We start from the raw sequence: 20,753 nt of genomic DNA, 5'->3' as shown, positions 1-20,753 counted from the left end.
CGGGGTGCAAGGAAATATATTTTCTTTGTGCCCTGACGGCTTTTTTTGTGGGCCAGCGCGCCTTGCAGAAAAGCACATGAGAACACCTCTCCCGGCTCGGCGACGCGCCGCGCCGACCCCTTCCGCAAGATCCCCAAAAGTCGCATGTTCAATCATAAATCTTTCCCCACGACAAAAACTTCAACTGTCTGAAATGCATAAGGGAATCCCATACATCCTGAAGCACGAACCCTACGGTCATTTGACATAACCGACGAGATTCTCTAGTATAGGCAGTCGTTTTCAGCCAAGAAACTTTTCTTTTCATTCATACAAAGGGGTATTTCAACTATGGCAATCTATTCTCAGAATCAACAGGATATTGCGCGCAGGATCAATGTCGATTCCGCCCAATCCAACTGGCAGGATTGGAAATGGCAGCTCAAACATTCGGTCAGTTCCATTGACACCTTTGAGAATCTGCTCGAAATCAGGTTCCCCGAGATGGAGCGCAAAAAACTTGAAATGACGCTGCGCAAATTCCCCCTCTCGGTCACTCCTTACTATCTCTCCCTCATCGACACCGAGGATCTGAACAACTGTCCGGTGTTCCGCCAGGCCTTCCCCTCTCCGGCCGAGCTGGAAATCGACAAATGCGACATGGCCGACCCCCTGGCCGAAGACCAGGACAGTCCGGCGCCGGGCATCACCCACCGCTATCCCGACCGGGTGCTGTTTCACATCAGCAACGTCTGCTCCATGTACTGCCGTCACTGCACCCGCAAGCGCAAGGTTGGCGATCAGGACTCCATCCCCGGACGCCAGGAGATCGAGAAAGGCCTGGCGTATATTCGCAATCAGCCCGAGGTGCGCGACGTACTGCTTTCGGGCGGCGACCCGCTGATGCTCAACACCGATTATCTCGACTGGATTCTCGGCGAAATTCGCGCCATCGAGCATGTCGAGGTGATCCGCATCGGTTCGCGCATGCCGGTGGTGCTCCCCTACCGCATCACCGATGAGCTGGTGGACATGCTCAAGAAACATCAGCCCCTGTGGCTCAATACCCACTTCAACCACCCTCGCGAAATCACCACTTCGAGCAAGACCGCGATCCGCAAACTGGCTGATGCAGGCATCCCCCTTGGCAACCAGACGGTGTTGCTGGCCGGGGTCAACGACTGCCCGCGGGTGATCAAGGCGCTCAATCACAAACTGGTGGCCAACCGTGTGCGTCCCTATTATCTCTACCAGTGCGATCTGGCCGAAGGACTGTCACATTTTCGCACGCCCGTGGGCAAGGGGATCGAAATCATGGAGAGCCTCATCGGCCACACCAGCGGTTTCTCGGTGCCGACCTACGTCATCGACGCACCGGGCGGCGGTGGAAAAATCCCCCTTAATCCCAACTATCTCATTTCCCTGTCGACCAACAAGGTGGTGCTGCGCAATTACGAAGGGGTCATCACCACTTACCAGGAACCCGACAGCTACAAGGCCGATTTCTGCAATCGCAACTGCAACGAGTGCCGGTTGCACCTCAAACTCGATGATGCCGAGGAATATCGCGCCACGGGCATCGAGATGCTGCTTTCGGACTGGAATCAAACCATCTCGCTGACCCCTGCGAACAACGAGCGCATGGATCGGAGAAGCCACGATGAGTGATATCGTCGAACGCCTGGGGCGTTCAAAAATACAGCACGGCAAGAGCAACAACCGCATTTATCTGATGAAACTCGCTCCCGATGAGGCCCCGCGCCTGGTACCGCAGCTTGACCATCTGGCGCAGAAAAAGGGCTACACCAAAATTTTCGCCAAGGTTCCGGCAGCCGCGCGCGACCTTTTCGCTCAGGCCGGCTACCAGGAAGAGGCGGCGATTCCCGGCTTTTATGCCGGACGCGAGGAAGCCGCCTTTTTCGGAAAATATTTCTGCGACCGCCGCCGCAAGGAGCGCAAACCCGATACGGTGCGCGAAGTGATTTCCGCCGCCAAGGCCAAGTCCGCCACCGCCGCCCGCCCGCAACTGGACGCGGGGTATCGGCTCGCCCCCCTGGGACCAGAGAACGTCGAGAGCATGGCCGAGGTTTACCGCGAGGTCTTCGCGAGCTACCCCTTTCCCATTCATGACCCCGCCTACCTGCGCCAAACCATGGCGGAAAATATCCTCTACTGGGGCGTATGGGAGGGCGAGCGGCTGGTGGCGATCTCGTCGGCGGAAACTTACGCGGCGGATCGTAACGCGGAAATGACCGATTTTGCGACTCTGCCTGCCTACCGCGGTGCCGGTTTCGCTCAGGTGCTGCTGGCGGAAATGGAAGAGGAGCTCAAAAAGCGCGATTACCATACCGCCTACACCATCGCCCGCGCCTACAGCTTCGGCATGAATATTACCTTTGCCAAGCACGGCTATCGCTACAGCGGCACCCTGACCCACAATACCGACATCTCCGGCGAACTGGAGAGCATGAATGTCTGGTACAAGGGGCTGGCCTAAAAGAATGGTGACCGTTCAGCACGCGCCGCAGGGTGCGGCCCCGTCGCATGTTGCAGCTGAATGGTTACAATGAATGAATTCACAACGTAACTATTCAGCGACAACGTCCGAGAGTACCGCAAGGTGCGGCGGTTGAGTGCTGCGGCAAATGTTTGAGCCGTAGGTGAGTTTTTGTCGCACGCGATGCCGCCGTACCCTGCGGTGCATGCTGAACAGTTACTTCACAACACTCTTGACATAGGGCTTGGCCCTTGGCCACAATCCCCCGCAGTGCCGAACAGGTACTGCGGTTTTTTTTGCGCTGCGCGCGGGAGATTTGCATGGGCTTTCTCACTCTGATCGGTCTCTCCGTGGCTTTGGCCATGGACGCCTTCGCCGTCGCCCTGGGGGTCGGAGTGGTTTTGCCGCGCATGACGGCACGCCAGGTTCTGCGCCTGAGCTTTCATTTCGGACTATTCCAGGCGCTGATGCCGGTCATCGGCTGGCTGGCGGGTCTGACCGTGCAGGAATGGATTTCGGCTTACGCCCCCTGGGTGGCTTTCGGCCTGCTTGGGTTTATCGGCGGAAAAATGATCTGGGAGGCGTTTCAGGAAGAAAAGGCCTTGCGCGAGCATCGCGATCCCACCCGCGGCCTGTCCTTGTTTCTGCTCTCGGTCGCAACCAGCATCGACGCCCTGGCCGTGGGTCTGACTCTCGCCATGCTCGAGATCAGCGTCTGGTTTCCGGCCTTGATCATCGGCCTGGTAGCGGCGGCCTTCACGACTGCGGGCATGCTCCTCGGTCGGCGCATCGGCACGGCCTGGGGGCCGAAAGTCGAGATTTTCGGCGGGCTGGTACTCTTGGCCATCGGCCTTAAGATCCTGCTGGAAGAATTATTGTAATTGTTCGGCAGGCGCCGCAGGCCGCGGCGCGGCTGGGATTAATGCGCGAAACTTGAAAAAACCAGGCCGACCAGGGAAATGATTCCGAGGATGATGAGGGAAACACAGTATTGGTCTTCGGCGCGGCGGCTGCGGCGCCAGTTGATGAACAAGCCGATGATGCTGATGCCGAGTCCCAGGGCCATCAATCCCTGCAGATAGCCCAGCAGCTCAAGGTTCCAGAAGGGATCCAAAGGCAAATCGTAGTAGCGCTCGAAGAAAGTCTCGACTTGCGGCTTGGCCTTGGCCACCAACAGCAGCGCAATGAACAGCAGCAGCCAGCTACCCACGGCTAGCCACTCCAGGGAACGCACCCACAGATCGGGGTGCCGGCGTCGTTCGACGGTTGAAGGGCGCGGATACTGACCAGAGTCCGTCATTTTTCAAGAACCTCCGACAGGTGGATAGAAGGCAAAAATCTCGCCGCGAATCGTTCTACAGTGTCCCGTGCGGGCACTAGGCGGACTCCGTCAGTTTGCGAAACCTGACCTGGTTGCGGCCGCCACGCTTGGCCGCATAGAGAGCGCCATCGGCGGCATCAATAAGCTCTGCCTTCGTACGCGGCCCCATCCCCTCTTCATAACTCGTCGCGCCAACGCTGACCGTAATCGACAGCGGGCCCGCCTCCGTTGAGATTTCCATCTGCTCGATGCCGCGGCGCAAACGCTGGGAAAGAACCATGATTCCCTTGCTGTCGGTTTCAGGCAGGATGATGACAAACTCTTCGCCGCCGTAGCGCGCTACCACATCGGTGCGGCGGGTCAGCGCCGCGAACTGGCCGGCGAGGGCCCGCAGGACCTGATCGCCCACCGGGTGGCCACAGTTGTCGTTGATCGCCTTGAAATGATCGATGTCGAACAGCACCAGCCCCAAAGGTCGACCGTAACGCACGGCCCGACCCATTTCCTTATCCAGCAGATCCTGAAAATAGCGATGATTGTAGAGCCCGGTGAGGCCGTCGCGAAAAGCAAGTTCGCGCAGTTTTTCATTGGCCTCGCTCAGATCATGCGCCAGGCGCTCGGCTTTCTCCTTGGCCTGTTTGAGTTCCACCACCAGCTGCTCGTAGGACAGATTGAGCTTGCCGAGTTCTTCATTGGCTTCTTGCAGAATCTGGGAAAAAGGCCGCAGGGCCCCCGGCGCGAGGTCGAAGGAAGAGAGCACCTCGAGAGTTTTTTCAGCAACCGCGTCGATGAGACCATCAACCTGCTCACCCTCGATGCCGTATTGACCGAGGCGCTTTTTGACATAGGCGATGCGCTGCGAGCTGTGTGAACCGTGGTAGATGGAGGACAATGCATCGGCCAGACAAAGAACATCCTGCGTCGGCTGATCTGCTCCGCGCCCCTCGCCGCCGGTGTGGTGACGACCGACCGCCATCCAGATATTTTCCGGCAGTCCCCAGGCTTTGAGAACCTCCGCCCCCATCTCGGCGTGGTCAAAACCGAACAGGCGTTGTTCGACGCTGCAGAGACTCTCCCTCGATGCCCGCTTGGAGTCCAGCGCCTGAACATAGCGCGCGGGACTCCAGAAGTACATAACCATAACGCCAAGATCCATCAGCAGCGCGGAGACAAAGGTGTCGCCGGTCTTGCAGCCCATGCGCTGAGCCACCAGATCGGCGCCCACCGCGGCGGTGATGGCTCGCCGCCAGAAATAATCGAAATCGAAGCCTTCTTCGGCATTGCCGCGCATGCCCTGGGCGATGACGAAGGAGAGGGCGATATTCTTGAGCTGATCGACGCCGAGTACGGCGATCGCCTTTTCAATCGTATCCACGGGGTATTTCAGGGAATAAAAGGACGAGTTTGCCACCCGCAGAATTTTTGCGCTCAATGCCGGGTCAGAGGCGATGATGCGGCCCAACTCACGGAAGGAGCTGTCCTCACGGCGCACGGCGTCGAGAATGTGCACCGCGATGGCCGGCGGCGAAGGCAGCTTAATGTCCTGTTCAAGAATTTTTTGAATTGCACTCATGGTGTCACGGCATCCTTGTTAAAAGTCTCGTAACTATTCGGCATGCGCCGCAGTCCGCTGCGGCATCGCTTGCGGCTCAAACATTCACCGCGGCACTCGAACCGCCACGGCCTGCGGCGCGAGGGGGTATTGCAGCGGAAAAGTTACAAAGTTTCGATCCCGCGCAGCATATGCGCCGCCTCATCGGCGGGCAACGGGCGGCTGAACAAATAGCCCTGCATTTCCTGACAACTCAGGTTTTTGAGAAAATCGAGCTGCCCCTGAGTTTCGACACCCTCGGCGATGACCTGGAGCTTGAGGCTGTTGCCCATGGCGATGATGGCGGTGGCGATGGCGGCATCCGTGGCATTGATCTCGATATCGCGCATGAAGGACTTGTCGATTTTCAGGGTATTAACGGAGAACCGTTTGAGATGGGCCAGGGACGAATACCCGGTACCGAAATCATCGATGGAGATATGCACGCCCAGCTCGGTCAACTGCTTGAGTAGCCCCACGGCGAAATCGGGATTCTGCATGACCACGGTTTCGGTGACCTCGATTTCCAGATAGCGTGCATCCATTCCCGTGCTGTCAAGAATCTCCTGAATCCTGGGAATGAAACTTTTCTGCTGTAACTGATAACCCGAGATATTGACCGCAATGCGCACCGGCGGCAAACCTTCGTCCTGCCACCCGCGATTCTGCCGACAGGCCTGCTCCAGGACCCACTCGCCCAGGGGAAAGATAAAGCCGGTTTCTTCCGCAAGGGGGATGAACTCACCTGCCGACAGCAGGCCCAATTCGGGATGTTCCCAGCGCACCAGGGCTTCCATGGCGGTAATCCGTCCACTGGCGATATCGACCTTGGGCTGGTAATGCAGGCAGAACTGGTGACGTTCCAGGGCGCGCCTTATACCGTTTTCCAGCACCAGGCGCCGCTCGGCATCCATATTCATGTCGGACTGATAAAATTGATAATTATTGCGCCCCTGCCCTTTGGCACTGTACATGGCGATATCGGCCTGCTTGATCAGAGTCAGTCCCTCGACACCGTCGTCGGGGCAGAGGCTTATGCCGATACTCGTGGTGATGAACAGCTCATGTCCATCGAGCCATACCGGCTGCGCCAAGGCGTTGAGAATTTTTCCGGCGACCTGCTCGGCGCCCTCGGCCCCATCGAGGTGACCAAGGCAAACGGTGAATTCATCGCCGCCCAGGCGTGCCACGGTGTCGGTCTTGCGCACACAATGCAACAGACGCTGCCCCATCTCCTTGAGCAGGCAATCCCCCAGGGAATGGCCCAGGGTATCGTTGATGATCTTGAACCGGTCGAGATCGAGAAACAGGACCGCCGCGGTTTTCTTACCGCGCTTGGCCAGGGCCATGGCATGCTCCAGGCGTTCCAGAAAAAGAGTGCGGTTGGGCAGCCCGGTGAGCAGATCGTGGTGCGCCATGTGCAGAAGCTGCGCTTCGGCACGTTTACGCTCGGTGACGTCGCGGCAGATCACCCACACCTGGGTGCCGTCACCAGATTGCAGTCGCCCCCGGGTCAGCGACCCTTCAACTTCGACAACCCGTCCGTCGCGCGCAACGAAGCGGCTTTCCATCGGGTCGCCAAGTTCTCCAGCCACCACTTTGAGAAACTCGCGATAGCAGGAACCGCGAACCTCCGGAGACAGAATATCGAAGATATTCAAGCCCGCATCACGCTGCGGACAATAACCCGTGGCCTGCTGCCAACTGCGGTTGGCGTACACCAGGCGCCCCCGCTCATCGACACTGAAAATCAGGTCGTTGGCGGCCTCGAGAAATCCGCTCAGGCGATTTTCGCTTGCACGCAGCGCCTGATTCTCCCGCCGGATCACTCCCATCAGATAGGTTCCCACCACGGCGAGGGTGGCATTGAGCAGGCTGACCCAGAACCACATGAGAAGCAGATGATAGCCGTCCCCTTGGGCTGTCGCGTCGTTGAAGGGCATCTGCACCACCGGCCAGGCACCGAAATACTCACCGGCCAGCAAGGCTCCGTACAGAACTCCGCCGAGAAGACCCAATCCCCACACTTTTCGGCGATTTTCCAACAAGATAGCGGCTTCGAGGGTGACGATGAGATACACGGGCCAGAACCAACTGGCGGCACCGCCGCTGAAATGAATCAACACAGTGACCAGGACCAGATCCAGAACGATCTGCAGGGAGTCGCCCAGGGGGAGTTGTCGCAGGCGGCTGTCGCCGAGATGATAAAGTCCGTTGTAGCACAGCACTGCAAACACCGCGCAGACCAGCACCGAAACTTGGCTGGCGGATAGAAAAAAGCCGTGGGGGCTGAGGATGAATAACATCCCGGCGAAAAAACCATATGAGGCGATCAGCGCGAGAATGATCCAACGGGCCTTGGCCACCAGAATGCTGCGCGCGCAAATATCTGCGAAGCTGCTCGCTGCGCTCGGGTCTACGCCGCCGGACGCCGTGGCCACCTCACCGGCCCCTGCGGCTGGCAGAGATTTGAGCTGTTCGTTCTCCATCGACATTTCTGATTCCGGAAGGCAGGAGGATTTGCACGCCGGGAGACGCTCGGGTTTTTCGCGCCGAATTAACAGCCGCTGCATGAAGAGTCCGACAGGCTCCCAGGCAGGTAAAAAAAACAAACAGGATGACTAGAAATGCAAGATTAGTCCCATTTCAAAAATTTTTTCAAACTTTTTTCACAACCAGAAACCAAGGAGAGATAACCACTTGTATTCTTTTCTTATTTTCTTTTTTCCACAAGGAACGCTGGGGGCGTAAAAAAGCCATTTCCTTTTCATTTTTTTCATGAACTGAGCCATGCGACGGCGATTTGACCGGGAAACGAAAAAGGGCTTCCGTGCAAGCACGGAAGCCCTTTTTCGTTGGGGAGGAAGGAATAGGGTGCGCTTACCAGGAGCGCACCGGGCCGGTATCGATATGAACGAAGTCCGAACGCGGATAAAATCCCACGCCGCCACGTTGCATGCCGATGGCGGCACGGCGCACCGTCTGCAGATCACACCCGGGGATGCGCAGATCGACGGCGCGCCCGTCCATGTGAAAGCTGCGCCGGGCGACCCCGCCGCTCTGCTGCGCCAGCATCTCATTGGTGGCGGGCGAGCGGTACCCGGAGATGATGTGCACGGGATTTTTGGCACCGACCGCGCGGCGCAGAGAGAAAACCTGATCGAGAAGCTCTGGATCGATGGTACCGACTTCGTTGCGGCGGAAATCGCGCAACAGGAAGCTTATGTCGTCCAGGGTTTCTTCCACATAGCCGCCGTCGGCCCAGTAGATGGCGTTTTTGAGTTTTTCGCCGGTATGGATGTTGTAAAAGGACAGCGCCCGCTCGCGCGCGGTGGGGCGCGCCAGCGCCAAGGCGGGTGCGGGCAGGGCCAGAACGGCCAGGGCCGCCAGATGACCTTTGATGAAGGTTCGGCGGTTCAGTCGGCAGGATGCCTCCTGCATCTGAAGTTCGCGCAACTGCATCGTGGGAAGTCTCCTTATGGTTGCATTTCTTAAACCATTCAATTAAAAGATCTCTAAAACTTTCAGTCGTCTAATCCAGCAAGCTTTATACCACATCAGCCGCAAACATGAAAACCCCCTGGGGGATTTTTTTAAATGTGCGTTTTAACGGCCATTGCCGGGCAATAATTCTTTTTCCGCACAGCAGTGCAAGCGATATCGGCCCCGGCATATCCCTAAACGGAGGTGACGGTTTTGGTCGTTTTCGTCGCTGCCAAACGACAACTTGCCGGACTCTGCACTGAAACGTCAAAGTTGGTGGTTCTCCGCGCGCCGCGCCAGGGCGGAGCGCAGCTCCGTCACGCAACTATAAGGAATCGGCAGCACCCCGCGGCACCAGCCGATACGGCTCTCGTCTCCCTCGAAACCATGATGGTCCGAGCCACCGGTGACGATCAGGCCGCGCCTGCGAGCCTGACCGATGAGATAGTCGACATCGTCGCGGGTCGCGCCGTTGTTGTAGGCTTCAAGCCCGTCGAGTCCAAAGCCGGTGAGCACATCGAGCAGGCCCTCAAGGGCATTGCGCTCGGGGGTGATAAAGGGCGGATGGGCCAGCACCGCCACGCCCCCGGCACGATGTATCAGAGCGATGGCCTGATCGGCGGGGAAAAATTTCTTTTCGACGTTGCAGGGGATCAAATAGCGCTCAAAAGCTTCACTCGTATCGCGCGCGTGGCCCATTTCGATGAGGGCGCGGGCGATGTGAGGACGCCCAAAGGTGCCGCCGGCCAGTTCGCGAACCCGCGCAAAATCGAGAGGCGCCTTTTTCCTCGCGGTTAGTCGTCGGTTGACCCGCTCAACAATAAGTTCATTGCGGCGACTGCGGAACGCGCGAAACTCTTTCAACTCGCGACAAAGTTCGGGATGCTGCGGATCGAAGCCGTAACCCAGGATGTGCAGATCATGAAAGCCGCGCCACCGGCTGGAGAGTTCCACGCCGCTGATGACTTCGATGCCGACCTGCGCACCGGCCGCGCGCGCAGGCGCGATGCCATCGAGGTTGTCATGATCGCAGATGGCGAGGGTCGCCACGCCAGCGTCCCGTGCCATTTGCACGATATCTTCGGGAGAATGAACGCCATCGGAAAAGTGGGTGTGAAGATGGAGGTCCGCCAAGCTGTCGGTCGTCACTGGGTTATTGTCCTTTGTCCACTGTCGTTGGTCGCTGGCCCTTTGTCCGTGCCGGTTCGCGACAAAGATCCTGATCCTAGCACAGAGCGGTGGCGCAAGGAAAATCAATCCAGGCATTTCTTGACCGGGGAAGGTGATTGCGGTTACATTTTAAGACCATCACATTCATGCGGTCCACGGCGACCGCCCTGCCGGGAGCCTCATGTCAGCCCTTCTGTCCATTCGCAATCTCAAAACTTTCTTTTTTAGCTCCGGGGGGCTGGTCAAAGCCATCCGCGGCATTGATCTCGACATCCCGGCACGGGAGACCCTGGCTGTGGTGGGCGAATCGGGTTGCGGCAAATCCATGACCGCCCTGTCCATCCTGCGCCTTGTCCCGCCGCCGGGACGTATCGTCGAAGGAGAGATCCTGTTTCACGGAGAAGACCTGCTGCGGCTGCCTCTGGCGGAGATGCGCCGCATCCGCGGCAATCGGATCTCGATGATTTTTCAGGAACCCATGACCTCCCTCAATCCGGTGTTTCGAATCGGTGATCAGATCGGCGAAGTCCTGCGCCTGCATAAAAACCTCGACGCCGCAGCGGCGCTCGATGCCGCGGAAGAGTTGCTGCACAAGGTGGGGATTGCCGCGGCGCGCAAGCGCCTGCATGAATACCCGCACAACCTCTCCGGCGGCATGCGCCAGCGGGTGATGATCGCCATGGCTCTGGCCTGCGACCCCCAACTGTTGATCGCCGATGAGCCGACCACTGCCCTGGATGTGACCATTCAGGCGCAGATCATGGACCTGCTGCGCAACCTCAAGGAAGAGCGTCAGATGGCGACTCTGCTCATCACGCATGATCTGGGCATCGTCGCGCAGAACGCCGATCAGGTTGCCATCATGTACGCCGGCCTGATCATGGAGTATGCGGACGTCGCCCGCATCTACGCCGATCCGCGCCATCCCTACACCCAGGGCCTGCTGTCCTGCGTGCCGCGCCTGGGCGAGAAGAAAACCCGCCTGGCGCCTATCAGCGGACAGGTGCCCGACCCGCGCCTCACGCCTGATGGCTGCCCGTTTCTGGAGCGCTGCCCGGTAGCCTTCGCTCCCTGCCGCGGCGAGTTGCCGCCGCTGCGCGACGTGGCTCCCGGTCATCAGGTGCGCTGTTGGAGGCCCTAATGCAAGATTCCATGACACCCTTGCTGGAAGTGCGCGATCTGCGCAAGTCTTTCTGGATCAAGACGTCTCCCGTCGCCGCGCGCCGCGAAGAACTCAAGGCGGTCAACGGCGTATCCTTTGCCCTGCAACGCGGCCGCACCCTGGGGCTGGTGGGCGAATCGGGCTGCGGCAAGTCAACCACCGGCAAACTGATCATGAAACTACTCGAGGCCGACGGCGGCGAAATCCTCTTCGAGGGACGAAATCTCGCGCCGCTGCCGCCACACCGGCTGCGCCCCCTGCGTCGGCAGATGCAGATGATTTTTCAGGACCCCTATTCGTCTCTCAATCCCCGCATGCGTGTGGGCGACATCGTCGGCGAGCCCCTGCGCATTCACAACCTGGCGAGCGGTCCAGCCCTGCGCGATGCCGTGGTTGAGCTGCTCGGCAGAGTCGGTTTGGCGCCCGATCACGCACAGCGCTATCCCCACGAATTTTCCGGCGGCCAGCGCCAGCGCATCGGCATCGCCCGCGCTCTGGCGCTCAAGCCGCGCCTGATGGTCGCCGATGAACCGGTTTCGGCTCTCGACCTCTCGGTGCAGGCGCAGGTGGTGAACCTGTTGCAGGATCTGCAGCGTGAATTCGACCTGACCTACCTGTTTATCGCTCACGATCTTTCCCTGATCGAACACATCAGCGACGAAGTCGCAGTCATGTACCTTGGCGCTATTGTTGAACATGCCGATGCCGAAGCCCTCTATCTCCGGCCTCGTCACCCCTATACCGAAGCGCTGCTCAATGCCGTGCCGGTTCCCGACCCGGCACGTCGCGGTCGCTATGTCCCTCTCAAGGGGGAAGTTCCCTCGCCCCTTGCGCCCCCCAGCGGATGCACTTTTCATCCCCGCTGCGCCTATGCCCGCGAAATCTGTGCGCGGCAAGCTCCGCCCTTGAGCGAAAAACAGCCTGGCCACCTGGCCGCCTGCCATTTCAGTGAGGAAGTGGGACGCTTTCGCACCCGCTGAACAAGCCGGCCTCTCCCTTGACAAAAAAGGCCGGGCCTGGGCAGAATTGATGGATTGTGCCCAGATATAATGGCTGAGGTGACGAACAATCCGTAAATCCCGGAGAGTGTCGGATGGGTCCCATCGAAACTGTCAGAGAACGGTGCCGCAAGTGCTACTCATGCGTGCGCAACTGTCCCGTCAAGGCCATCAAAGTTGGTCCCGAGTGGGCCGAGGTCATCCATGCGCGCTGCATCGGCTGCGGCAAATGTCTCAAAGTCTGCTCACAGCAAGCCAAGGTGATCGCCAACTGTATCGAGGGCACCCGCCGCATCCTTGGCGAAGGACAGAACGTCATCGCCGTCCTCGGGTGCTCCTACCCTGCCTTTTTCAACGATCTGCGTCCCGGCCAACTGGTGTCGGGCCTCAAAAAACTGGGATTTGCCGAAGTCCACGAAGGTTCCACGGGGGTCGAACTGATCGCCGCGACTTACCAGGATCTCATCCTCGCCCCCAACAGCGCACCCCTTATTTCGAGCCACTGCCCGACGATTGTCGATCTCATCGAGCGCCACTATCCGCAATTGCTGCGCAACCTGATGCCGGTGGTTTCACCCATGGTCGCCATCGGCCGCTTTCTCAAGGAGCGCGGCGGTCCACAAACCCGCGTCATCTATATCAGCTCCTGCATCGCCGGAAAATTCGAAGTGGCCTCCGAAGAAGTCGCCGGCGCCATCGACCTGGTGCTCACCTATCGCGAACTCAGCCAAATGTTTCGCGACCAGAGTCTTGACCTGACCCGGCTGAGCGATGCGCCCTTCGCCGGCCGCAAACCCGATAAGGGCCGGCTGTTCCCTCTCTCCGGCGGCCCCTTTCAAGCCTTCGATGTGCGCAATGACTTTCTCAATCCCGATTTCATTTCCACCGGCGGCGCCGAAAGCTGCCTGGAACTCATTCGCGACCTTGCCGCCCGTCGCATTACCCCGCGCTGGGTGGACATCCGCTTTTGCGAGGGAGGCTGCATCGGAGGTCCCGGTAAGAACAACCGGCTGACGACCTTCGCCAAACGCAATCTGGTCATCAATTCCTACCAGACTCAGGATCTGCCCTACGACAGCCAGGCGCTCTACCAGCACGAACAGCCGCTTCCCCAATTGCAGCGCCGTTTCAGCAACAAGCTCAAGCGTTTGGAGCCGCCCAATGGCGAAAGCGTCCGCTCAATTCTGCAGGCCACCAACAAGTTCGTCGAACAGGACGAATTCGACTGCGGCGCCTGCGGCTACCCGACCTGCCGCGAGTATGCGGTTGCGGTCTATCAGGGACTGGCCGACACGGAGATGTGTCTGCCTTTTTCCATCAAGCGACTGGAGGAAGATCGCGTCAGCCTCACTCAAAAATACGAACTGGCCCAGCGCGCCCTGGCCCAGGAGTACGGCGATCCGGCCATCATCGGCAAGGATCCGCGCACCCTCGACGTACTCAAGCTGATTCGCCAGGTCGGCCCGACGCCGACCACCGTGCTGATTCGCGGCGAGAGCGGGACCGGCAAGGAACTGACCGCCCGCGCCATTCACGAACACAGCAGCCGCGCCGACAAGCCGCTGGTAACCGTCAACTGCACCACCCTCACCGACAGCCTGCTCGAAAGCGAGCTGTTCGGGCACAAAAAAGGCTCCTTCACCGGCGCCATCGCTGACAAAAAGGGGCTGTTCGAGGCCGCCAACGGCGGCACCATCTTCCTGGATGAAATCGGTGACATCACCCCGAAGTTGCAAGCCGAACTGCTGAGGGTACTCGACAGCGGCGAACTCAAACCCGTGGGCGGCACGCTGCCGCACAAAGTCGATGTACGTCTCATCGCCGCCACCAACCGCAATCTGGAGGACGGAGTGCGCGAGGGTTGGTTTCGCGAGGATCTGTTTTACCGCCTCAACGTCTTCACCATCACCATGCCGCCCCTGCGCAGCCGTCGCGAATCGCTGCCGCAACTGGTACACCATTTTCTCGCCGCCGCCAGCAAACGTCTCAACAAGCCGATCCGCGGCATCGAAGATCGCGCCATCGCCGCACTGATGCGTTACCACTGGCCGGGCAATATCCGCGAATTGCAGAATATTATCGAGCGCGGCTCGGTGCTGACCCAAGACAATGTGATCCGCATCGAGAACCTGCCCTCGATTTTTTCCCAATTGGCTCTTGAGGGCGACGACAACGGCAACAATGCCGAAAATTCCTTCCGCGGTCAGCGCGAGAAGCATCTTGAGCAGGTGGAGAAAAGCCTGATCCGCAAATACCTGGAGGAAGCCAGGGGAAACGTGTCCCTGGCGGCGCGCAAAGCCAACATTCCAAGGCGCACCTTTTACCGCATCCTGGCGCGCCATGGACTCAAGGGCAATGAGTTCAAGACATCAGCGGCCCCGTGAAATGACGAAATCGGTAGCACCTGCCGTGCCAATTTTGACACAGAGGGCGACCTGCGCACCCTGGTCTGCGGCGCTAAAAACGCGACATCCGCGCCCCAAAAATGAGTCACCGGCGACACACCTGCCCGTCTTCCCAATCTTCCCCTGAATTCTTCAACTCGCCGGAACCATTGGTGCCTCCGCAAATTCTTAAATTTCTTTCAATGTTTGGCATGGGCCTTGCTCTAAAACATCCCACATGTTGGGGCCAGAAACTTTCCTCCTAGACGGTTGCCCGCCCCTTTGCGCCGCACGGGTCCTCTCTCCCCCGCGCGGCGTTTTTTTGTCGCCACAATCCCGGAGCTGCGTGTATAAAAGAGATGACGTAATTATTCAGCTGCGACGTCCGACAGTGCCGCAGGGTGCAGCGGTTGAGTGCTGCGGCGAATGTTTGAGCCGCAGGAGAGTTTTTGCCGCACGCGATGCCGCCGCACCCTGCGGCGCGTGCTGAACAGTTACGAAATGGTTTTTATTCGCCTCTTCTTTTTCGCGACGGCAATGTAACGCGCATGAGCCCATCTTCCAGACAAAACAGCAGCAAAGACCTGTTCGGCATCACCACGCTGGAGGATATCAGCACTCTCATTCTTCAGTCCCACGATCTCGACGAAACCCTGAACAACATTGTCACCCTGGTGGCGCGACGCATGCGCACCGAGGTCTGCTCCATCTACCTGCTTGAAGATGACGAACTCACCCTGCGCCTACGCGCCACGCGCGGTCTTTCGCGGCGGGCAGTTGGCAAGGTGGCGATGAAGATCAGCGAGGGCCTGACCGGCCTGGCGGTAGAGCAGAGCAAGGTGGTCTCCATCCTGGAGCCGCAGGCGCACCCGCGTTATCGCTATTTCCGCGAAACCCGCGAGGAGCGCTTTCACTCCTTTCTCGGCATACCCCTGTTCGACCGGCGCAGGCCTATTGGGGTTCTTGCCATTCAGACACTGGCGCCGCGCCAGTTCAGCGGCGAGGAAATCAGCGCACTTTCGACCATCGCCTTTCAGGTATCCTCCATCGTTGTCAACGCGCGCCTGCTCGATGCCATTCGCCAAAAAGAAGAGCAAGCCAACCGTTTCGTGCAGGAACTTGAGCAGACGCGCCAGAGCCTGCGCCGGCAAAGCAACGACGACGGCAACGATGACAGCCCCGCGCGCAACGATTATAGCGCCCTGCGCGGCATCCCGGCTTACCCCGGCATCGCCGGCGGACCCGCCAACCTTCTTGATGAGCGCCTGGGGTTTACCGACATTGTCGACCAGGGCGAGGTCGAGCCCGAGCGAGAGCGGCGTTTGCTTGAGGATGCACTGGAAAAAACCCGCATTCAGACTCTGTATCTGGAAAAACAGGTCGCCGCGCGCCTTTCGTCCGACGACGCCGCGATCTTCCACACCCACCTGATGATTCTCGAAGATCGAGGCTTCATGCAGAAATTGCTGGCGGCCATCGAGCAGCGCCGGCACAGCGCGGCCTATGCCCTCAAAACCGTGGTCAGCGACTACGTCGAGGCTTTCGGCCGCATGGAGGATGCCTACCTGCGTGAACGGGCCGCGGACATGGAAGACATCGGTCGGCGTATCCTGGCCAACCTCCGCGGACAGAATCAGCAGCCTCTGCAATTGAAAAATCCCGGAATCCTCGTGGCGCGCGAACTGCTGCCCTCGGACATGGCAAGCCTGGATGCCGAAAAAATTCTCGGCATCGTTACCGAAGTGGGTGAAAAAAACTCCCACGCGGTGATCATGGCAAAATCCATGGGCATTCCGACCATTGTCGGCGTCAAAGGAGTCCTCAAGCGGGTCGCGCCCGATGAGAACCTGATTCTCGACGGCAACTCAGGCACGCTGTACATCAACCCACCGCCCCAGGTGGCCGAAGAATTCGAGCGCCTCGAAGCTGATCGCCAGCGGGAGGTTCAGCGCTTTGACACCTACCGCGAGCAACCCGCCCGCACCGCCGACGGCCAGGACATCAAGCTGCGGGCGAACATCGGGCTGATCGGAGACGTCGCCATTGCCCTGCGCAACGGCGCCGACGGCGTGGGGTTGTATCGCACCGAATTTCCCTACATGGCCCATGGCGACTTTCCCGACCGCGAGGAACAGTATCGACTCTACCGCCGCATCGTCGAAGACTTCGACGGGCGTCCGGTCACCATCCGGACCCTCGACATCGGCGGCGACAAGGCCCTGCCCTATTTTGCACCGCCGCTGGAAGACAACCCCTTCATGGGCTGGCGCTCGGTGCGGGTCTGTCTTGACCATCGCGACATGTTCCGCACCCAGATCGAGGCGATCCTCATGGCCGGCGTCCAGGGGCCGGTGCGTTTGCTGTTTCCCTTGATTTCGAGTATGGAGGATGTTCGGGCGTGCAAGGAGGTGGTTGGCGAAGCCCGTCGCCATTTGCGCGCTGCCGGCCTGCCCTTTGCGGAAAAAATGCCTCTGGGCGTCATGATCGAGGTTCCGGCAGCCGTTTATCTGGCCGAACGCCTAGCCGGCGAAGTCGACTTTTTCGCCCTGGGCACCAACGACCTTATCCAGTACCTGTTGGCAGCCGATCGCAACAACCCCCTGGTCGCCAAATATTTTGATCCGCTGCACCCGGCCGTGGTCGGCGTTCTCGGCCAACTCGCCCAGACCGCCCGCAACCACCGCATCGGGCTCTGCCTGTGCGGCGAGATGGCGACGGACCCAATTCACATGGCCTTGTTGCTGGGTTTGGGCGTGCGTGAATTCTCCATGGCCGCGCCGTTCATCCCCCGCACCAAAGCCTTTCTGTCCCGCATAACTCTGGCGCAGGCGGAAAAGATCGCCCGCGCCGCACTGACCCTCGGCGTAGGCCGCCAGATTCGGGAACACATCCGCAAGGAGCTTGCCGAACAGGATATTCTGGACTTCTGAGCAAGAGACCGCATCACAAAAAAAACCCGAAGGCGGTGGCCCTCGGGTTTTTTTTGTTGCGACTGGCAAAAAAGCCCCCACTCAACCGTAACGGGCGATGTATTCCTCGGCGCGCTCAACATCTTCACGACAGCCGATGAAAATCGGGGCGCAGTCATCAATGCTCTCTGGCTTGATGTCGAGAATACTTTGGCGGCCGGTGGAGGCTTTGCCGCCCGCTTGTTCAATGAGATACGCCATGGGATTGAGTTCAAAGATCAGACGCAGCTTGCCCTTGGGTTTATCTCTTAGATGGGGGTAGAGAAAAATTCCCGATCCCTTGAGCAAAATCTGGTTGATGTCGGGCACAAACCCCCCGCTGTAGCGCAGTTTGTAGCCTTTTTCCTCGAGAGAGGACACATACTTTTCGGTTCCCTCGGTATAGAGATTGCGCTGCCCGCCCGGAGCATAGATATTTCCGCTGGGCTGCAACTGAATATTCTCTTTCGTGAGGGTAAACTCCATGAGCTGATTCATGCAGAATTCATGAACCCCGCGCCCGGTGGAATACACCAGCGAGGTGCGCGGCCCGTAAAGAATGTACATGGCGGCCACCTGGTTGCGCCCGCTCTGCAACAGGTCACTGCCTTCATAAATGGTGACGATGGTGCCTACCGCCAGATTGACATCCACCAGGGAAGAGCCGTCGAGGGGATCAAATGCGACGGAATATTTGCCGCCGGGATCCACCTCAATGACTTCGGAGGTTTCCTCGGAGAGAATATTGGCCACCACCCCGGAATGGATCATGCGTTTGCGCAATATGCGGTCGGAGAGCACATCGAGAGCAAGTTGGTTTTCACCATAGAGGTTGGAGGTACCCGCCAAACCGAGGTCACCGGTGCGAATGGCGTTGATGATATACTTGGAGGCGTCGGCGATTTCGCAGATGACACGGGTCAGATCGCGATCCTCCTCTTCTTCCCTGAGATGACGTCGCAGATCGATCTGAAATTTTGTGCTGCCGGGCGGGGAAATGGCCGTCATACCGTAAAGCCCTCCTTGAGAAAGTAAGAAACGGATTAAAAACACTCGGACAATTCTAGTGCAATATGGGACATCGGGCAAGTCCGGTGTCGGCCCGGCCCACCATCAATCCTTGACCGAATCGACAAAGATGCTAAGATAATTCACAAAATTGAATTGCACTTACGGAGGTGGTGATGTCAGACGAATCCAAAAAGCAGGCCCAAGACGAGGAACAGGCACAAATCATTGAAGACCAGTCGACTGAGGAGCAACAGCCGACGATGCCTGCGGAGCAGGCCGTAGCCGAGCAGGCCGTAGCCGAGCAGGCCGTAGCCGAGCAGGCCGAGCAGGCCGAGCAGGCCGAAGAAAAAGCCGAAGAGCAGGCTGCATACCGCGCGCAGGAAAGCACCGAGGAGCAGGAGCCCCTCAAAGACAAAGCCGAGAAGTTCTGGGACAGTACGCGCAAAACCCTGTTCCTGGCAACATTCAAGGCGGGGCAATATCGCCGCATCGTGCAGAAAAAAATCGACCTGGCATCCCTGCATAAAAAAATCAGCGCGGCCCATGGCGACCTCGGCCGCCTCATCGATGAGGCTCACGAAACCGGCGAAAGCGGGATCCTTGAGCGCGGTGACGTCCAGAGCTTGCTCGAGCGGCTTGATGAGTACAAGCAGAATGCCGCCGTCCTTGAACATGAAATCGAAATGATCAAAGCTGAAGAGCCCGAGGATAAAAATCCGCAAGAATAAATCCGGCGCGCGGTCAGAACTCAGAGTTTCGCAGAGCTACACGAAAAAAAGCCCCTCTTGTCGGAGGGGCTTTTTTTGTGTTTTTCACAAATTTCGCACACGCTTAGATGGTGTGTTTTTTCGGCTTGGGAACGCTGTGGTAATGGCTGTCCTTGTGCTCCCGATCGACCTTTTTCATATAGCTCTTGAGTTCGTCTTCGGTTTCATCCATCTCTGCCGCATGGCGCTCCATGATGTCCAAGTCTTTTTCCACCTTTTCGAGGCGCTTCTCAAGATTGGGAGCAACATCGTTCACATCAACCCGATTGTTGGTCTCGGACATACAGACTCCTTTGCCTTGCTGAGCTCGCCGCGCCTCGCGGCCCCACGCCTCGAAGCGAACGAGTAAACCCATATCCTTATGGACAGTATAGCAGAAAGGTTCGCGGAGAAAACCGCCGGAGTTCAGCCTGCCCGAGAGGGACGACGTCCTTTGGCCAGCAAGGCCTTCATGGGCTCATGAATCAGACCGTTGCTGGCGAGAATTTCACAACCAAAGATATCGCAGGGCTCTCCGGAAAAATCGCTGACCCGCCCACCGGCCTCTTCCACCAACAGTTTGCCGGCGGCCACATCCCAGGGTTTGAGCTTCATCTCCCAGAATCCGTCGAAGCGCCCCGCCGCAGTATAGGCCAGATCGAGGGCCGCCGAGCCAACCCGGCGGCAGGCTTGAGCGGCTTGCTGAAAATTGATGAAATGGTCGTAATTGTTGGCTTGGCATTGCTTGCGATCATAGGGGAACCCTGTAGCCACCAGACTCTCATCCAGAGCATCGGTGGCCGAGACCCGGATTTGTACGTCGTTGAGATAAGCTCCCTGGCCCACTTCGGCATAGAAAAGATCCTGATGGGCGGGATTGTAGACGACCCCGAGGACCACCTCGCCCGCCACTTCCAGCGCAATGGAGACGGAAAACCAGGGAAAAGCATGGGCGTAATTGGTGGTGCCGTCGAGGGGGTCGATAATCCAGCGGTAATCGCCCTCTTTCTCCCCGTAGTCGGCCTCTTCGGCGAGAATGGCGTGACGCGGAAAGGTGTGTCGAATCACGCCGACGATGGCCTCTTCAGCTTCGCGGTCGGCATCGGTAACCAGGTCGCCCGCGCCTTTGCGATCAATATGTAACGCCGTACCGAATTTCTGCAGCAGAATTTTTCCGCCTTCACGGGCGGCGCGTAGTGCGATTTCCTTCATATGCTTCCTTTACTGTTCATCCCCGGCGGGGCGAGCGCCACGCCGCCGAATTCTTCCGCCTGCAGGCGCAAAGTAACTGCTCCGCATGCACCGCAGGGCACGGCGGCATCGTTTGCGGCACAAACTCGCCTGTAGCTCAAACATTGGCCGCATCACTCAACCGCCACGCCCTGCGGTGCCATTGGCCGTGCGACTGAATAGTTAGGACGCGAAAAAAAAACAGGGCCGACCCCTCCAGTTTAGGAGAAGAC

The 20,753-nt window shown here is 58.7% G+C and carries 16 protein-coding genes; 8 read left to right on the top strand and 8 right to left on the bottom strand.

What is annotated here, in order from left to right; translation table 11 throughout:
• Positions 1–330 precede the first annotated feature (330 nt).
• The 3 genes from kamA (at position 331) to GFER_RS09455 (ending at position 3,357) form a co-directional block, all read left to right on the top strand.
• Positions 331–1,647, top strand: coding sequence for a lysine 2,3-aminomutase (gene kamA, locus GFER_RS09465; RefSeq protein ID WP_040098939.1), 1,317 nt, complete (start codon positions 331–333; stop codon positions 1,645–1,647).
• A complete protein-coding gene (gene ablB, locus GFER_RS09460) occupies positions 1,640–2,476 on the top strand; it encodes a putative beta-lysine N-acetyltransferase (protein WP_040098937.1) in 837 nt (278 codons plus the stop codon). The genes kamA and ablB overlap by 8 nt, the downstream gene beginning before the upstream one ends.
• Positions 2,477–2,796: 320 nt before the next feature.
• Positions 2,797–3,357, top strand: a complete 561-nt coding sequence (locus GFER_RS09455) for a manganese efflux pump MntP (protein WP_040099499.1) — start codon at positions 2,797–2,799, stop codon at positions 3,355–3,357.
• Positions 3,358–3,395: 38 nt separating this feature from the next.
• Here GFER_RS09455 and GFER_RS09450 read toward each other — a convergent pair whose 3' ends face one another.
• The 5 genes from GFER_RS09450 to GFER_RS09430 all read right to left on the bottom strand — a co-directional run bounded on the left by GFER_RS09450 (position 3,396) and on the right by GFER_RS09430 (position 10,020).
• On the bottom strand, positions 3,396–3,776 hold the full coding sequence (locus GFER_RS09450) for a hypothetical protein (RefSeq protein WP_040098934.1): 381 nt from the start codon (positions 3,774–3,776) through the stop codon (positions 3,396–3,398).
• Between the two features lie 76 nt (positions 3,777–3,852).
• On the bottom strand, positions 3,853–5,370 hold the full coding sequence (locus tag GFER_RS09445) for a sensor domain-containing diguanylate cyclase (RefSeq protein ID WP_040098932.1): 1,518 nt from the start codon (positions 5,368–5,370) through the stop codon (positions 3,853–3,855).
• Between the two features lie 143 nt (positions 5,371–5,513).
• The gene (locus GFER_RS09440; protein WP_052446250.1) at positions 5,514–7,883 is read right to left on the bottom strand and encodes a putative bifunctional diguanylate cyclase/phosphodiesterase; all 2,370 of its coding nucleotides are present in this window, start codon (positions 7,881–7,883) and stop codon (positions 5,514–5,516) included.
• 385 nt (positions 7,884–8,268) lie between these two features.
• Positions 8,269–8,850 (bottom strand): DUF882 domain-containing protein, encoded by a 582-nt coding sequence (locus tag GFER_RS09435; protein ID WP_074669513.1) that lies wholly within the window; start codon positions 8,848–8,850, stop codon positions 8,269–8,271.
• Between the two features lie 288 nt (positions 8,851–9,138).
• Positions 9,139–10,020, bottom strand: coding sequence for a PHP domain-containing protein (locus GFER_RS09430; protein WP_235264052.1), 882 nt, complete (start codon positions 10,018–10,020; stop codon positions 9,139–9,141).
• A 202-nt stretch (positions 10,021–10,222) separates the two neighbouring features.
• Between GFER_RS09430 and GFER_RS09425 the strand changes: the two genes are divergently transcribed.
• From GFER_RS09425 to ptsP, 4 genes are all read left to right on the top strand, one after another.
• Positions 10,223–11,182 carry an ABC transporter ATP-binding protein gene (locus GFER_RS09425; protein ID WP_040098931.1) on the top strand — a complete coding sequence of 320 codons (960 nt, stop codon included), beginning with the start codon at positions 10,223–10,225 and terminating at the stop codon, positions 11,180–11,182.
• On the top strand, positions 11,182–12,183 hold the full coding sequence (locus GFER_RS09420; RefSeq protein ID WP_040098929.1) for an ABC transporter ATP-binding protein: 1,002 nt from the start codon (positions 11,182–11,184) through the stop codon (positions 12,181–12,183). The genes GFER_RS09425 and GFER_RS09420 overlap by 1 nt, the downstream gene beginning before the upstream one ends.
• A 113-nt stretch (positions 12,184–12,296) precedes the next feature.
• Entirely contained in the window at positions 12,297–14,585 is a 2,289-nt protein-coding gene (locus GFER_RS09415) for a sigma 54-interacting transcriptional regulator (protein ID WP_040098926.1), read from the top strand.
• Between the two features lie 449 nt (positions 14,586–15,034).
• Positions 15,035–17,515: a phosphoenolpyruvate--protein phosphotransferase gene (gene ptsP / locus GFER_RS09410; RefSeq protein ID WP_279615528.1), complete on the top strand. Its 2,481-nt coding sequence runs from the start codon at positions 15,035–15,037 to the stop codon at positions 17,513–17,515.
• Positions 17,516–17,596: 81 nt separating this feature from the next.
• Here ptsP and GFER_RS09405 read toward each other — a convergent pair whose 3' ends face one another.
• A complete protein-coding gene (locus tag GFER_RS09405; protein WP_040098924.1) occupies positions 17,597–18,541 on the bottom strand; it encodes a class 1 fructose-bisphosphatase in 945 nt (314 codons plus the stop codon).
• Between the two features lie 176 nt (positions 18,542–18,717).
• On the opposite strand from GFER_RS09405, the gene GFER_RS09400 reads away from it, so the two are divergent.
• Positions 18,718–19,272: a hypothetical protein gene (locus GFER_RS09400; protein ID WP_040098922.1), complete on the top strand. Its 555-nt coding sequence runs from the start codon at positions 18,718–18,720 to the stop codon at positions 19,270–19,272.
• A gap of 103 nt (positions 19,273–19,375) precedes the next feature.
• Here GFER_RS09400 and GFER_RS09395 read toward each other — a convergent pair whose 3' ends face one another.
• Together GFER_RS09395 and GFER_RS09390 are read right to left on the bottom strand one after the other, a co-directional pair.
• Entirely contained in the window at positions 19,376–19,594 is a 219-nt protein-coding gene (locus GFER_RS09395) for a hypothetical protein (protein ID WP_040098920.1), read from the bottom strand.
• Positions 19,595–19,716: 122 nt separating this feature from the next.
• Positions 19,717–20,502 (bottom strand): inositol monophosphatase family protein, encoded by a 786-nt coding sequence (locus tag GFER_RS09390; protein ID WP_040098918.1) that lies wholly within the window; start codon positions 20,500–20,502, stop codon positions 19,717–19,719.
• Positions 20,503–20,753 lie beyond the last annotated feature (251 nt).

The sequence above is a fragment of the Geoalkalibacter ferrihydriticus DSM 17813 genome (genome assembly GCF_000820505.1).
In the GTDB taxonomy this organism is placed as follows: Bacteria; Desulfobacterota; Desulfuromonadia; order Desulfuromonadales; family Geoalkalibacteraceae; genus Geoalkalibacter; species Geoalkalibacter ferrihydriticus.
The sequence above is the reverse complement of the archived record's forward strand: the minus strand, read 5'-3'. Positions and strand labels throughout refer to the sequence as shown.

Excerpts from the sequence above, each read along its gene's own strand:
- kamA (WP_040098939.1), top strand. The coding sequence starts at position 331 with ATGGCAATCTATTCTCAGAATCAACAGGATATTGCGCGCAGGATCAAT.
- ablB (WP_040098937.1), top strand. The coding sequence starts at position 1,640 with ATGAGTGATATCGTCGAACGCCTGGGGCGTTCAAAAATACAGCACGGC.
- GFER_RS09445 (WP_040098932.1), bottom strand. The coding sequence starts at position 5,370 with ATGAGTGCAATTCAAAAAATTCTTGAACAGGACATTAAGCTGCCTTCG.
- GFER_RS09455 (WP_040099499.1), top strand. The coding sequence starts at position 2,797 with ATGGGCTTTCTCACTCTGATCGGTCTCTCCGTGGCTTTGGCCATGGAC.
- GFER_RS09405 (WP_040098924.1), bottom strand. The coding sequence starts at position 18,541 with ATGACGGCCATTTCCCCGCCCGGCAGCACAAAATTTCAGATCGATCTG.
- GFER_RS09390 (WP_040098918.1), bottom strand. The coding sequence starts at position 20,502 with ATGAAGGAAATCGCACTACGCGCCGCCCGTGAAGGCGGAAAAATTCTG.
- GFER_RS09435 (WP_074669513.1), bottom strand. The coding sequence starts at position 8,850 with ATGCAGTTGCGCGAACTTCAGATGCAGGAGGCATCCTGCCGACTGAAC.
- GFER_RS09450 (WP_040098934.1), bottom strand. The coding sequence starts at position 3,776 with ATGACGGACTCTGGTCAGTATCCGCGCCCTTCAACCGTCGAACGACGC.
- GFER_RS09415 (WP_040098926.1), top strand. The coding sequence starts at position 12,297 with ATGGGTCCCATCGAAACTGTCAGAGAACGGTGCCGCAAGTGCTACTCA.
- GFER_RS09425 (WP_040098931.1), top strand. The coding sequence starts at position 10,223 with ATGTCAGCCCTTCTGTCCATTCGCAATCTCAAAACTTTCTTTTTTAGC.
- GFER_RS09440 (WP_052446250.1), bottom strand. The coding sequence starts at position 7,883 with ATGTCGATGGAGAACGAACAGCTCAAATCTCTGCCAGCCGCAGGGGCC.
- GFER_RS09395 (WP_040098920.1), bottom strand. The coding sequence starts at position 19,594 with ATGTCCGAGACCAACAATCGGGTTGATGTGAACGATGTTGCTCCCAAT.
- GFER_RS09400 (WP_040098922.1), top strand. The coding sequence starts at position 18,718 with ATGTCAGACGAATCCAAAAAGCAGGCCCAAGACGAGGAACAGGCACAA.
- GFER_RS09420 (WP_040098929.1), top strand. The coding sequence starts at position 11,182 with ATGCAAGATTCCATGACACCCTTGCTGGAAGTGCGCGATCTGCGCAAG.